This window comes from Flavobacterium sp., assembly GCF_044368625.1.
GTDB lineage: Bacteria > Bacteroidota > Bacteroidia > Flavobacteriales > Flavobacteriaceae > Flavobacterium.
Window position 1 is genome coordinate 1 of record NZ_JBIPPD010000065.1, and the last position, 14,986, is coordinate 14,986.

At 35.6% G+C, this 14,986-nt stretch carries 13 protein-coding genes; 10 read left to right on the forward strand and 3 right to left on the reverse strand.

Annotated elements, in window-relative coordinates; genetic code table 11:
• Positions 1–93: 93 nt before the first annotated feature.
• Both ACIQ2X_RS06915 and ACIQ2X_RS06920 read right to left on the reverse strand, forming a co-directional pair.
• A complete protein-coding gene (locus tag ACIQ2X_RS06915; protein ID WP_396178196.1) occupies positions 94–318 on the reverse strand; it encodes a hypothetical protein in 225 nt (74 codons plus the stop codon).
• Positions 319–345: 27 nt separating this feature from the next.
• The gene (locus tag ACIQ2X_RS06920; protein ID WP_396178197.1) at positions 346–3,447 is read right to left on the reverse strand and encodes a leucine--tRNA ligase; all 3,102 of its coding nucleotides are present in this window, start codon (positions 3,445–3,447) and stop codon (positions 346–348) included.
• A gap of 297 nt (positions 3,448–3,744) precedes the next feature.
• Between ACIQ2X_RS06920 and ACIQ2X_RS06925 the strand changes: the two genes are divergently transcribed.
• The 5 genes from ACIQ2X_RS06925 (at position 3,745) to ACIQ2X_RS06945 (ending at position 7,191) form a co-directional block, all read left to right on the forward strand.
• Complete coding sequence (locus ACIQ2X_RS06925; RefSeq protein WP_396178198.1) at positions 3,745–4,620, forward strand: cell division protein FtsX; 876 nt, start codon at positions 3,745–3,747, stop codon at positions 4,618–4,620.
• A gap of 91 nt (positions 4,621–4,711) precedes the next feature.
• Positions 4,712–4,942 (forward strand): DUF3098 domain-containing protein, encoded by a 231-nt coding sequence (locus ACIQ2X_RS06930; RefSeq protein WP_396178208.1) that lies wholly within the window; start codon positions 4,712–4,714, stop codon positions 4,940–4,942.
• A gap of 146 nt (positions 4,943–5,088) precedes the next feature.
• On the forward strand, positions 5,089–5,907 hold the full coding sequence (locus ACIQ2X_RS06935; RefSeq protein ID WP_396178199.1) for an undecaprenyl-diphosphate phosphatase: 819 nt from the start codon (positions 5,089–5,091) through the stop codon (positions 5,905–5,907).
• Positions 5,907–6,605: a tRNA pseudouridine(55) synthase TruB gene (truB, locus tag ACIQ2X_RS06940; RefSeq protein ID WP_396178200.1), complete on the forward strand. Its 699-nt coding sequence runs from the start codon at positions 5,907–5,909 to the stop codon at positions 6,603–6,605. The genes ACIQ2X_RS06935 and truB overlap by 1 nt, the downstream gene beginning before the upstream one ends.
• Before the next feature lie 43 nt (positions 6,606–6,648).
• Positions 6,649–7,191, forward strand: a complete 543-nt coding sequence (locus ACIQ2X_RS06945) for a hypothetical protein (protein WP_396178201.1) — start codon at positions 6,649–6,651, stop codon at positions 7,189–7,191.
• On the opposite strand, the gene ACIQ2X_RS06950 is transcribed toward ACIQ2X_RS06945, so the two are convergent.
• Positions 7,178–7,780: a thioredoxin family protein gene (locus tag ACIQ2X_RS06950; protein WP_396178202.1), complete on the reverse strand. Its 603-nt coding sequence runs from the start codon at positions 7,778–7,780 to the stop codon at positions 7,178–7,180. The two genes, ACIQ2X_RS06945 and ACIQ2X_RS06950, sit on opposite strands and share 14 nt — an antisense overlap.
• Before the next feature lie 520 nt (positions 7,781–8,300).
• On the opposite strand from ACIQ2X_RS06950, the gene pyrH reads away from it, so the two are divergent.
• The 5 genes from pyrH to ACIQ2X_RS06975 all read left to right on the forward strand — a co-directional run.
• A complete protein-coding gene (gene pyrH / locus ACIQ2X_RS06955; RefSeq protein WP_396178203.1) occupies positions 8,301–9,008 on the forward strand; it encodes a UMP kinase in 708 nt (235 codons plus the stop codon).
• 80 nt (positions 9,009–9,088) lie between these two features.
• Positions 9,089–9,652, forward strand: coding sequence for a ribosome recycling factor (gene frr / locus ACIQ2X_RS06960; protein ID WP_396178204.1), 564 nt, complete (start codon positions 9,089–9,091; stop codon positions 9,650–9,652).
• A gap of 131 nt (positions 9,653–9,783) precedes the next feature.
• On the forward strand, positions 9,784–10,923 hold the full coding sequence (locus ACIQ2X_RS06965) for a helix-turn-helix domain-containing protein (RefSeq protein WP_396178205.1): 1,140 nt from the start codon (positions 9,784–9,786) through the stop codon (positions 10,921–10,923).
• A 71-nt stretch (positions 10,924–10,994) separates the two neighbouring features.
• Positions 10,995–12,572, forward strand: a complete 1,578-nt coding sequence (locus tag ACIQ2X_RS06970; RefSeq protein WP_396178206.1) for a hypothetical protein — start codon at positions 10,995–10,997, stop codon at positions 12,570–12,572.
• A gap of 2,125 nt (positions 12,573–14,697) precedes the next feature.
• Positions 14,698–14,986 (forward strand): hypothetical protein (locus ACIQ2X_RS06975; RefSeq protein WP_396178207.1); only part of this gene is annotated, 289 nt, incomplete at its 3' end.

The following is a 14,986-nucleotide window of genomic DNA, read 5'->3' on the forward strand; positions in this document are numbered from 1 at the left end:
TTTTATCTTTCCCCTTCGGGGTTTTCTTTTACGGCTACGCCTCCAAAGAAAACCCCGAAGGGGAGGAAATGCCATCAACAATGTTGTGAAACTTTACACGTAATAATTCAAACCCGTGAGAAAGTTGATGTCAAATTGAGAGAGTTTGATAATGCCATTTTTTTCTAAAAAGGAATTGAAATTATAGTCCTTGTTGAATGAAGAACCCACACCTATAAAAAGTTTAAGGTGATTTTTTTCAACGGGAAGTAGTGCCTCGGTTTGTGCAAAACAAGAAAAAAAGCACAACATAAAGAAATAGCTAATTGATTTTTTCATAAATGATGTGCTTTTAAATCTTAAAGTTTATCCCAGCAAATTAATAATCTTTCCAGGAACAATAATCACTTTTTTAGGAGTCATTCCGTCCAGTTGTTTGATGGTTCTTTCGTCGTTCATTACGATTTCCTCGATTTGTGCTGCTGTTAAATCCAAAGGCAAGTTCAAGGTAAAACGCATTTTTCCATTAAAAGAAACCGGATATTCTTTATTACTTTCTACCAAATATTCCGGGTTGAATTTAGGGAAATCAGCCGTAGAAATACTCATTTGATGCCCTAACTTTTCCCACAACTCCTCAGCAATATGAGGTGCATAAGGCGAAATCAAGATTGCCAAAGGTTCTAAAACCGAACGTTCGTGGCATTTTATCGCGGTCAACTCATTGACGGCAATCATGAACTGACTTACCGAGGTATTGAACGAAAATCCTTCGATATCTTCGTTGACTTTCTTGATGGTTTTGTGCAAGGTTTTCAAGGCTTCCGCCGAAGCTGGATTGGAAGTTACAATCAATCCACTTTCGTCAAAATACAATTTCCAAAGCTTTTTCAAGAAACCAAAAACACCTGTAATTCCTGCGGTGTTCCAAGGTTTGGCTTGTTCCAATGGCCCTAAAAACATTTCGTATAGACGTAACGTATCAGCTCCGTATTCTTCACAAATGTCATCTGGGGTTACTACGTTGTATTTGGATTTGGACATTTTTTCTACTTCGCGACCTACTATATATTTGTCATTTTCTGTAGTTATAAATTCAGCATTTTCATAATCTGAACGCCAATTTTTAAAAGAATTTATATCCAATTCATCGGAAGCATTTATAAGAGAAATGTCCGAATGTAAAGGATTAATCGTCAATGTAATTCCTGTATTAAATCCTAACTCTTCAAAAATGTAAGCAAGTTTCGGAACTCGACTAACACGAACAAAAACTGGAAACTTATTAAATTGTTCTTTTAGTGTTTCTACTATGTAATTATATGAAATGAATGTGTTCGAAAACCTTTGCTTTAATTTGTCCATAACCAAAGCTCTTTCTTCCAAATCATTCAAATCCAAAAATATTTCTTGATTTTTATCTATATCGGGTGTCGTTTCATAAGTTAGAGAAAAATCAGTTATTCTATAAACCAAAGCACTCATTCCCAAAATCATTCCTTGATTAATCAATTTCTTGAATGGTTCTTCTTGGTTTACATAACCTCTATCTTTCAAGAACTTGTTCCAAAAACGGGAGTATAATAAATGTCCGGTGGCGTGTTCGCTTCCTCCTATATATAAATCGACATTTTGCCAGTAGTTTTGTGCGTCTTCTGAAACAAATTCTTTGTCGTTTCCAGCAGCATCCATATAACGCAACCAATACCACGAACTTCCTGCCCAGCCTGGCATTGTGTTTAATTCTAGTGGAAAAATGGTTTTATGATTGATCATTTCATTGTCCACAACCGTATTTTGAATCGTGTCCCAAGCCCAAACCGTTGCATTTCCTAAAGGAGGTTCGCCGGTTTCGGTTGGCAAATATTTTTCCACTTCAGGAAGACGAATCGGCAAATGTTGGGCGGCAATCATTTGGGGCAATCCGTTGACATAATAAACCGGAAACGGTTCGCCCCAATATCTTTGACGGGAAAAAACAGCGTCACGCAAGCGGTAATTGGTTTTTCCTTTTCCTTGATTTATTTCTTCCAAAGCTTCGATGACTTTCGCCGAAGCTTCTTTATATCCCATTCCGTTTAAGAAATCCGAATCGATTAATTTAAAACCTTCTTTTGCACCGTAGGCATTTTCAGAAATATCTTGGTCAAAAATGTTTTTGATTTCAGGCATTCCTTCGGTTCCTTTAAAGAAATTAGCGAAAGCATAATCGCGTTCATCGCCACACGGTACGGCCATCACGGCTCCTGTTCCATAACCCGCTAAAACATAATCACCTATCCAAACGGGAATAGGTTCTTTCGTAAACGGATGCTCAGCATAAGCTCCTGTGAAAACGCCCGAAATGGTTTTTACATCGGCCATTCGTTCGCGTTCGCTGCGTTTTGCAGTTGCTTCAATGTAGGACTCAACGGCTTGTTTTTGTTCAGGAGTGGTAATTTTAGCAACCAAATCGTGTTCGGGTGCTAAAGTCATGAACGTTACTCCGAAAATGGTGTCGGGTCTTGTGGTAAAAACCTCGATTCTATAATCGTTCGTTTCATCGCCCGACAAGATGTAATCAACATCGTCCTTTTCAGTTTCTGAATCTTTGACTTTGAACGTAACTAAAGCACCAACCGATTTTCCAATCCAATTAATTTGTGATTCCTTTAGAGAAAGAGTCCAATCAATTTCTTTTAAACCTTTTAAAAGTCGTTCGGCATACGCTGAAATTCGCATGCTCCATTGGGTCATTTTCTTACGAATTACGGGATGACCTCCTCGTTCAGAAACGCCGTTGATGATTTCGTCGTTTGCCAAAACGGTTCCCAAAGCCGGACACCAGTTGACTTCGGTTTCGGCGAGAAACGTCATTCGGTATTGCAATAAAATGCGTTGTTGGTTTTCATTGGTAAACGAATTCCACTCTTCGGCAGAAAATGGCGTGATGTTGTCGTCGCAAACAGCATTGACTTTTGCATTTCCGTTGACTTCAAATTCCATGATTAGGGTTCTGATGTCACGGGCTTGATCGGCGTCTTTGTCGTACCACGATTCGAACAATTGGATGAAAATCCATTGGGTCCATTTGTAATAATCGGGACTTGAGGTGCGGACTTCCCGACTCCAATCGAATGAAAAACCAATTCGATCCAATTGTTGGCGGTACCGCGAGATGTTTTCTTTGGTGGTTTTATCGGGATGTTGCCCCGTTTGAATGGCGTATTGTTCGGCAGGAAGTCCGAAACTGTCGTAGCCTTGCGGATGCAACACATTAAAACCTTTATGGCGTTTGAAACGGGCATAAATATCGGAAGCGATATAGCCCAGCGGGTGACCGACGTGTAGTCCGGCTCCAGAAGGATAGGGAAACATGTCTAAAACGTAGTATTTGGGAAGAGTCGAGTTGTTATCTGCCGCAAAGGTTTGGTTTTCGCTCCAGTATTTTTGCCACTTGGCTTCAATTTCGTTAGGGTTGTACTTCATATAAAGTTTCTAAGGTGCTAAGGCACTGAGTTGCTAAGATTTTTAAAACGATTCAAAAGTTAAAATGGATTCTGTTTAGCCCCGATAGCAGCGAAAATCCTCCCGATTTTTCTTCGGGAGATTGCAGCGAATAGCGGGAATAAAGATTCCAAAAAAGCCCAAGCGATTCGCTCCTATACGAAAAAAATCAATTCGGGTGGGCAAATTTACATTTATTGTACGAAAGTTAAAACTTTGAACGTTATAAAGTATGATTAAAGAAATTCTTTATTATTTTTACCCCATAATTAAAAAGCTATGAGTTCTTCTTACGATAAATTTCAAAAACGTCGGCTAATTTCCTCTTATTTCTCTGTAGTATTGAGTGTCTTTTTGGTACTTTTTCTGTTGGGGATTTTGGGTTTATTTGTGATTAATTCAAAGAAACTTGCTGACGATTTTAAGGAAGAAATTGCCATGACGGTATTTTTTGACAACAAGGCAAACGACACGATAATTAAGGCTTTTGACAGTGAAATGCAAACGGCACCTTTTGTAAAATCGTTTGATTATGTGACCAAAGAAGAGGCTGCAAAACAACATGCGGATATTATTGGCGAGGATTTTATGACTTTTCTAGGTGAAAATCCTTTGCAAAACTCGTTTGATATTCACTTGAAAGCGGATTATATTGTGACCGATAGTATTGCGAAAATTGAGGCGCGTTTGCGAAGTAACGAAATGGTTTCGGATATTGTGTACGACAAGCAATTGGTGAATTTGGTCAACGACAACATTAAAAAAGTGAGTTTTTGGATTTTGATTATCAGTGGCTTTCTGGCTTTTGTGGCGGTGTTACTAATTAACAGTTCGATGCGGTTGTCGATTTATTCCAACCGGTTTATCATCAAAACAATGCAAATGGTGGGTGCTACAAAATCATTTATCAGAAAACCTTTTATTTGGAGAAGTATAAAACTAGGAATGATTGGTGCTGGATTGGCGATTTTAGGTTTGATTGGAACCTTGTATTATGTACATACAACTTATCCGAATTTGAATATTTTAGAGGAAGAGGTGATGACGGCAGCGGTTTTAATAGGCGTTTTGGTCGTGGGAATTATCATTACTTGGTTGAGTACGTTTTTTGCAACACAGCGTTTCTTGAATTTAAGAACGGATGATTTGTACTAGAATCCTTCCCCTACCCCTCCAATCCCGATGGCAATCGGGAGGGGAGCTTGGAATTTGAAGATTGGAACTGGGAATTTAAAAATATATAATGATGGAAAATAAACCGCAACACGAATTTCTTTTTGACAAAGTAAATTATAAGTTTTTATTAATTGGTCTTGCCGTTATTGCCTTGGGATTTATCTTGATGTCGGGTGGTGGCTCTGATGATCCAGCGGTTTTTAATGATGAGATATTCAGTTGGATACGTATCCGATTGGCACCAACAACTGTTTTAATCGGTTTCGGAATTACGATTTATGCGATTTTGAAAAAAAAGTAATCAGTTTTCAGTCGCAGTAAACGATCCTAATTTGTAATGGAAAATCTTTATAGAGATCAAGATTTTGCAACTATTTTGAATTGATTAGTTCACTGACTGAACACTGAGACTGAAACTGAAAACTACTAAACTGACCACTAAAAAGCATGGATACACTACAAGCCATTATTATTGCCATTATTGAAGGGCTAACCGAGTTCTTACCGATTTCTTCCACCGCCCATATGGGTTTTGCCGCTTCACTTTTAGGAATGGAGGAAAGCGAATTTCTCAAAATGTTTCAGGTTTCAATTCAGTTTGGGGCTATTTTAGCTATTGTAGTTTTGTACTGGAAAAAATTCTTCGACTTCACGAATTTCAATTTTTATTTGAAATTAATGTTTGCCGTGATTCCCGCCTTGGGTTTGGGATATATTTTTGATGACATGATTGAAGAAGTATTGGGCAATCAAATTGCCATTTCGTCTGTTTTAGTACTGGGTGGAATTGTACTTTTATTTGCCGACAATTGGTTTAAAAATCCTACCGTTTGGGACGAGAAAGACATCAGTATCAAGAAGGCAGTCATCATTGGTTTTTGGCAATGTCTGGCGATGATGCCAGGAACTTCGCGTTCCGCAGCGAGTATCATCGGTGGAATGACACAAGGGCTAACCCGAAAAGCAGCAGCTGAATTTTCGTTCTTTTTGGCTGTTCCAACGATGTTAGCGGTTACCGTTTATTCGGTATTTGTAAAAACTTGGGGCAAAGGAACGCCTACCGAAATGAAGGGCTACGAAATGATTTTTCAAGATCAAAACCACATCAACTTGTTTATTATTGGAAATATTGTCGCTTTTGTTGTCGCCGTAATTGCCGTAAAATCATTCATAAACTTACTCACCAAATACGGTTTTAAAATTTGGGGTTGGTACCGCATTATTATTGGTATTGCTTTATTGATTTATTTTTACACCAGTAAATAATGGAAAAAATATCTGTTGAACACTACCAAGAAGGACAAATTCTACTTGTAGACAAACCCCTGAAATGGAGTTCCTTTCAAGCAGTTAATAAACTCAAATATCATTTAATTAACAAAGTTGGACTTCCTAAAAAGTTCAAAATAGGTCACGCCGGAACCTTGGATCCCTTGGCAACTGGCTTGCTGATTGTTTGCACCGGAAAATTCACTAAAATAATCTCTGAAATTCAAGGACAAGCCAAAGAATATACCGGGACTTTTTACATTGGCGCCACCACTCCTTCTTATGATTTGGAAACAGAAATTGACCAAACATTTCCAATCGAACATATTACAGATGATTTAGTTCACGAAACAGTTGGACAATTTTTGGGGGAAATTGACCAGAAACCCCCTATTTTTTCGGCTATAAAAATGGACGGAAAAAGATTGTATGAACACGCTCGTGCTGGAGAAACTGTTGAAATTGCTTCGAGAAAAACCACCATTCACGAATTTGAAATTACAAGAATCGACTTGCCAGAAGTTGATTTTAGAGTGGTTTGTTCGAAAGGAACTTATATTCGTTCGTTGGCTTTTGACTTCGGAAAAGCGATGCAGTCGGGTTCGCACTTAACCGTTTTAAGGAGAACTAAAATTGGGGATTATTCTGTTGAAGATGCCTTTTCACCAGAAAACCTTGATGAAAATATTTTGTAAGTTGAGAACTAACCTTCTGTTTATAGCCTTAATTTTTACTGGCATGAATTGTGTAGCGCAATTTGATTCAGATTCGCTGTTAAACCAGAAAAAGCAAAAATCCACTTACTTTCAGACTGACTTTTCGATACCATTGAGAGCCAATCCATACCGAAACCAGTTTGACAATATTAATGAAGATCAAAATGAATATTGGTTTCTTCCTGATGGATTTAACGCTAGAGTAGGCCTTGGTATTCATTATAAAAAATGGATTGCTGTAGGATTACATACCGGAATTGATTGGAAAGCCACAGAAAAACTTGTTGCCGCACCCATTTTTGGAAATATAAAATTCAGTCCGCGGCTTACAAAAGATGATAACTCAAGATTGTTTTTGAGTTTTGGCTACGGACAGATCTTTGCATTAGGGCGCGGAAATTTGAATGGCAAATTTATCTCTGGAAGGTTAGGTATTGAAGGCTTTGATGGCCCCACAAACGCAACTTCTTTTTTTATCGACCTATCGCATTATCAAATTCCTTTACGAAATTACACCAATGGATCTGGAAGTTTCAGCCTAGGTTTGGCATTCAATTTTTATTAAAATCAAGCAGGCTTATTATTTCATTTTGCGTCGAAACTCCTTTGTCGTGCAAATACCACATTTGCAATTCCGTTTTCGCGGTCTCATCCACCACTCCAAATTGTGCTTTGTAATCCACAATTAATTTTACCGCATCGGCAGGTCTTGGGCCCCAGTCCGCTACAACCTTCATCAGGCTATCAATAACTATTAATTTCGGAATTGACTTGCCACCATTGGTTAAAAACAAATTCATCAAATCCGGATTTTCATCTCGAAATACAATTTTCAACTCGATTTTTTCCGAAATTTCTGCCATTTTATACATAATTGGCAAAATCTGAGCCGCATCGCCACACCACCCTTCCGACAAAACTAGCCACGTAAAAGGCGTTTCCAAACTCTTTAAAAAAAGTTCATTCTCAGGCGTAATTTTGATTGTTTTGTCCAAGCGATTCATCCGTGTTTCGTTCAGTTGACTGTAGTGCAACAAATCATCCGACTGTTCATCGCCCGAACTTTTGTTTTCCGCCAGCAAAATTTTCAGCTTCGCGCGGTAACTTTCATAAGAATACGAATTAGCCAAAGCATTAGAAAGTATTGTTTTCATATATGTAAAATTTGATTTAACAGTCCTATATGTTATCGCCTTTTATTTATTGGTGTTTATCTCACAATAGTATAGTTTTCATCGGAGTTCGATGATTATTCAATTGCTTGCGCAAACTTGTTGTTAATGGCGATTTCATATAGATATATTGAATTTAAAAATCTAAATAATTAAAAAAATTTAGGCGTTTCCCTCCAGATTGCTTCTTCCGATAGCTATCGGAATCGTAACGACATCGGGAGAGCTCCACTTCTTCCCGATAGCTATCGGGATTAACGCGACTCCTGCAAAAATAGTTTGTTTCGTTTTCAAAACAAGTGTACATCAAGCAAAATTCCCATACAAAAGTACATTTTTCAATACCAATCCCGTGTGACAAATGTGACATAAACACAATTTTATTAAAAGAAAAAAAGGAAATGTATATATTTGCACTGCAAAAAGTTTCTCAAACCGAAAAAGTAGTATTTTTTGTAACTGAAACCCTTTTGCAAAAGCAAAACTCCAAAAAAATAGTGTAATGAAATACAAAAGAATTCTTCTAAAATTGAGTGGCGAAGCATTGATGGGCGATCGTCAATACGGTATTGATCCCGTGAGATTGGCCGAATATGCAGCCGACATCAAAACCATTCACGAACAAGGTGTGGAAATTGCAATTGTTATAGGTGGTGGAAACATTTTTAGAGGAGTTGCTGGAGCCAGTAACGGTATGGATCGCGTTCAGGGCGATTATATGGGAATGTTGGCCACCATCATCAACGGAATGGCACTTCAAGGTGCATTAGAAGACAAAGGAATGCTCACCCGATTGCAAACCGCTTTAAAAATTGAAGCCATTGCCGAACCTTATATTAAAAGAAGAGCCGTAAGACATTTAGAAAAAGGCAGGATCGTAATCTTTGGAGCCGGAACTGGAAATCCGTATTTCACCACGGATACAGCAGCGGTTTTAAGAGGGGTAGAAATTCATGCCGATGTAATTCTAAAAGGTACACGGGTGGACGGAATCTATACCGCCGATCCTGAAAAAGATGCTTCGGCAATAAAATTCGACAAAATATCTTTCGAAGACGTGTTGGCCAAAGGTTTGAATGTTATGGACACCACGGCGTTTACCTTGAGTCAAGAAAATGAATTGCCCATTGTGGTTTTTGATATGAATAAGAAAGGTAATTTATTGAAAATTTGCCAAGGCGAAAATATCGGAACATTAGTAAATTTATAAAGTGTAAAAGTTTATATGGTTAAATGGTTATGAGTTTGACCATTTAAACTTAAAAACTTTAAACCCTTAAACTAAAAATTATGACAGAAGAAATTGAATTTATATTAGACAGTACCAAAGAATCGATGATGGGTTCTATTGCTCATTTAGAGAAAGAATTTTTGAATATTCGTGCCGGAAAAGCCTCGCCAGCCATGTTGGGTGGTGTTTTCGTAGATTATTACGGATCAGCAACCGCGCTTTCGCAGGTTTCAAAAATCAGTGTGCCTGATGCACGAACCATCACTTTGCAGCCGTTTGAAAAAAACATGATTCAGCCGATTGAAAAAGCCATTCAGCTGGCCAATATTGGTTTCAACCCGATGAATAATGGCGATTTAATCATTATTTCGGTACCACCACTCACCGAAGAACGCCGACGCGATTTGGCCAAACAAGCAAAAGTAGAAGCTGAAGATGCTAAAATCGGAATTAGAAACGCACGAAAAGACGCCAACTCTGACATTAAAAAACAAGAAAAAGACGGTACTTCAGAAGATATTTGTAAAGACGCCGAAGCCCAAGTACAAAAATTAACGGATGCTTATATCAAGAAAGTCGACGAACTTTTAGCGGTAAAGGAAGCGGAAATTATGAAGGTGTAATTGAATTAATTGCATAAAAAAAGACCCGAAATAATCGACTGATAATTTCGGGTTTTTTTTTACAAATTATACCGTTTTTACAATAGGAACTAAAATAAAATTAAAGTACTTTGGTCTAACAAATGTAAAATATGAAAGAGTTGAACTTCAATATATTCAATGTTATTATCATCTCTGGTGTAATCCATGGATTACTGTTTAGTGCGTTTGTTTTATTGAATAAAAAAATAAAAAACAACAAGTATCTTGCTTTAACGGTACTTTTCTTATCGTTAAGCAATTTGCAGTATTGGGCGATTGACATTCATGTAGTTAATTTATATCCCGTTTTCAACTACATCTTCATTCCCAGTCATTGGCTTATTTTGCCTATGTTTTATCTTTATGTTGAAAAATACATTCAAAAACCATCTTTGCCATTAGTTAAAAAGGCGCTACTTATCAGTCCGTTTTTTATTGTGTTATTGATGCATTTATTCCAAGTTTTTTTTAAGCTTTTCATTGACAATTCTTACGTAATTCCCTCTCATTTCAAAAGAGGATTATACGTGTACATCGAGTTTTTTTCTTTCATTTTTAATATTACCATAATTATTCTAAGCTATTTGAGGCTAAAATCATACGAAAACGAGTTGCCATTTAATTCTAGAGAGTTAAAGCCTGATATCCAGTGGCTGAAACAACTTATTTACATTGGACTTGCAATTTGTGTTTTTTGGTTAATCGCTTTAATTATTATAGTCATTTATGATTTAGACAAATCGTATGTTTTCTATCCGATGTGGATTGGCATATCCGCACTTGTGTATTGGATGGGGCACATTGGACTTGGTAAATCGCAACTTTTAGAAGAGCGAATTGCCTTGAGACAACAGAGAAGTATGGTTATTGAAGAAAAAATTATATCAAAAAATAGCTCTTCTACAATCGAAACATTCCAAAAACTCAACAGAGTTATTGAGAACAAAAAACTTTATTTGAATCCTGAATTAAATATTGAAACGCTCTCAACAGAATTAAATTTAAAAGCCACTACTATCTCTCAATTAGTAAATCAAAATACAGATTATAACTTTAATGACTACATCAATTCTTACAGAGTAGCAGAAACTAAGAAAATGCTCTCCAATCCTGAGTATTCTAATTATACCATTGTTGCCATAGGATTAGAAGCGGGTTTTAACTCAAAAGCCAGTTTTTACAGGGCATTCCGAAAGTTTGAGGGAATGACTCCAAGCGAATATCAAAAAAATAGGTCTCAAATTCCTTGAAATACGATAATTTGAGACGCGAAGATTTGAAATGGTAAATAGATTTGCAACATAGTCTAAATACCAATACTATGAAAAACACAATTTTTAAAAGGCGCTTGTTTTTTGGAGCAATTTTACTTTTTAGCTGTGAAAATGATGACGTATCGCAAAAAGAACCAAGCACACAGATTCAACCCGACTTCGTGGTAAAGAAACTTAATTTTAAAGAGTTAAAAAACAACACAAAAGCTTTTGAAAAATTACAAGAAGCAGAGGCTAAAAGTACAACGCATTTAGGAAGAGGACTTTTTGATGAAAATTTTGGGGTTTTTGTCGACACAACAAATATTGTTATGATTCAGGAAGGCAATAATCATTCTTTTACTTTTCGTATTATAAATGATAATAGTGAAAACGAAATTAAAAATCTAGTACTTAGTTCTTCTACTGGTTTAACTTATAGAGCCTATGTGGCTACTTATGCTTCAACAGCGGAAGAAGTAAATAATATTCTAACTAACGAAATGTTAACAGAAATAGCTCCTACCTCGATAGTTGAACTTGGCCTTTCTAGTAGAAATGGAATTGGTGGCGATGGAGCTGATTGTATTGATTTTTTTACTATTACACAAATGTATTGCAGAAATGCAGCTGGAAATACAATAGTAGATAGTGGTAGTGATTTAGGCAATGATTGTGTAGGTATGTCTTGGCCAGAAGAGTTTGTTATTTTAAGACTTGATCACGATTGCATGAGTGATAGTGGGGGTAATTTTGGCACTACCAACCCAGGAGGACAATATGGTCCACCATTGAATCCCGGCAACACGGGTGGAGGAGGATCAAATCCTAGTTCTTCCGACCCTTTGTTAACAACTCCCTTACTCCCTTTTGCTATAAAAGATTTTGTTATAACATTATCTCCAGAAAAAAGACTGGCTTACAATAGTTTAAGTGTTGAAACAAAACAGGACTTTCTTAATTTTTTCCAATTAGATAGATCGTATGAAGCATTTGAATATGCAGAATCATTACTTGATTATTTAATTTTAAATAATTATTCGCCCGAAGCCGAAGAGGAGATTTGTAACATACTTGATCTTCTTGATGACGGGAAAATAAACGGTGAAGCTGTCTTAGTGGGGCCCGATGTTACCATTACCAACATGACGCAATACCTAAGTATTTTTAATACTTCTCTACCTGCTGAAATAACAATTTCCGCTGATCAACCGGTCTCTGGATCACACTTTCCTGTATCAAGCACTGAGAGGGCCGGACATGCCATCATAACTATTAAGCAAGGAACAAAAGTTCGATCTCTTGGTTTTTATCCCAAAAGTACCCCAGCTTCACTTGTGCCAAATACTCTTACCCTAAATCCGACAGACTTTATATCAGTTCCAAGTTCTTTTGGTAACGATGAAAATCATGATTTTGATGCAAGTTTAAGCATGCCAGTTATCGCAAGTCAACTACTTAATACAATAAATAATATTAAAGCTCTTTTCCAGTCAAATGTTCTATATAATCTTAAGACTTCAAATTGTGCCGATTTTGCAATTACAATTTTTAATTCAATTAATACTCCTGTAATTCCAAGTTGTGAAACTCCATATTTATTTTGGAGTGGGTCAAACACCAGCAACTTTAGGAGAAGTTATTAAAACTATGCCTTTACCTTCAGGAGCAACAAGAAACATAACAGGAGGAACTATTCCACCTAATAGCACACATTAAAATGAAAAATCTCTTTATTAAAAGCGTTCAAATTATTTCTTTTTTGATTATAATATTGCCTGATAAGATACTTTTACCAAATGGTTTAGTAATGTTTGCAACTATAATCTTTTCAATTAATTCGCTCTTTATCGAAGAATTAAATTTAGAAATATACATTCAGTTCGGTCTTGCTCTCGTAACTTCAATAAGTTTATCGCTAATTTTTTTGAAGAATAGAAGAATTAATTTATTAGGTTTATTTGTCCAAGTATTTTATTTACTATTTGTTTATAAAAAGGGAGATTTGAATAATGCCTACTATTTAATCACGATTTCAATTTATCTCACAGCGACAGGTCTACTAATTTACCATTTGTACTGCAAACACAATACGGAACAAATTAGTTAGAAATTATACTATTGTTATAATATTTTAGTTTTTTCAATTTTTTTCAAAGCGGGAGCTATTTAGAACATCATAGATTTCAACTTACTTTCTACCGAGCTTAACGATATTGTATTGTTTTTCGTGAAAACATATCCCGAAAAAGTAAATGAATCGCAATTTGAAAATAAGAATTATAACATCTGCCAAAAGTTGGAAAGTTTTTGGTAGATGTTTTCAAAACCAATAATGAAATTGACTGACTATAATTTTGCAATTACAATTTTTAGTGCAATTAATAGCACTACCATTCCAAGTTGCGAAACCCTTAAAAGTTAATGGAGTGGTCAAACACCAGCAACTTTAGGTGAAGTAATTAGAACGATGCCTTTACCTGCAGGAGCAACTAGAAATATAACTGGAGGAACTCTTCCACCTAATAGCACACATTAAAATGAGAAATCTACTTTATCTTAAAGTCGCAACAATTCTTGCATTTCTATTGATTGTATTTCCTGGTAAGCTAGCTGTAATAAATGGAATTTTAATTCCGGTCGTTCTCTTAACGCAGGTACTTGAACTTTTTGAAAAGCAAAGTGAATTTTTTAAAATATGGCCTGAATTTATTCTATTAATATTAACAACAATGAGTCTTATTTTTTTATTTACAAGAAGTAAAAAAGTAGTACTGATGTGCTTTGTAATACAGTATTTTTTATTGTTTTATTACTTTCAATATATTTATCTGAACTACTGGTACTATACTTTACCAACTTCAATTTATTTTATTCTGAGTTTAACGGTATTATATGTGCTTTTTGTAAAGAGGCATCCAGAGAAAGGAATTAACTCGTAATTTTACAAAAGCATTATAGCATCTACCAAAGGTTAGAAAATTTTTGGTAGATGTTTTCAAAACCAATAATGAAATTGACTGACTATAATTTTGCAATTACAATTTTTAGTGCAATTAATAGCACTACCATTCCAAGTTGCGAAACCCTTAAAAGTTAATGGAGTGGACAAACACCAGCGAATTTGGGAGAAGTTATTAAAACTATGCACTTACCTCCAGGAGCAACCAGAAATATAACCGGAGGAACTCTTCCACCTGATAGCACACATTAATCATGAATATTCTACGCATTAAAATAATTCAGATTTGTAGTTTTCTACTAATCGTTTTTCCGGCAAAAATACTTTTACCTAACGGTCTTGTTTTACTTTTAAACTTTTTAGATTTAATTTCTGAAATTTTTGAAAGCGATGATTTTTATTTTGACATTTATTATGTAACACTAATAATTGCATTACTTAGCATTTTTTGTATTTTAATAAAGAAAAGGCTCTTAAACTTAATTGGAATTCTATTTCAATGTTTATATTTAGTCTATGCTTATAAAACTGCGGATATAAACAATGTTTTATATTTATTTACCATATCGCTCTATTCTTTAATAAGTCTAACAGTAATTTTTCGGCTTTTTTCCAAAGAAATAAACGAAAATAATAAATAAAAAGATTTATAGCTTCTACCAAAGTATAACTAAAATTTTGGTAGAGGTTAAAAAATCAAGTATACTAGCAGCATGCTAATGAAAACTTTTTGAAAACTATGCCCCTACCACCAGAGGCAACTAGAAATATAACCTGAGGAACTCTTCCACCTAATAGCACCCGTTAAGATGCAAAATTTAATCAGGATTAAAAGACTTACAGTCTTAGCGTTTTTGTTAATTATCTATCCCGGAAAATTGGCGGTTTTTAATGGACTATCATTGCTTTTGGGGATGGTAGTTAATATTAATGAATTGTTTTACCCAGAAGGCAAGTTTATAAAAGCGTTACCTTCGTTAATATACGTTATTACGATAATTCTATCAATTATTTTCTTGTTTAAAAATAATAAGTACATCAATCTAATTTGTATTGTTATACAATATGCTTCCATTATTTATATGTCTAAAATTAGAT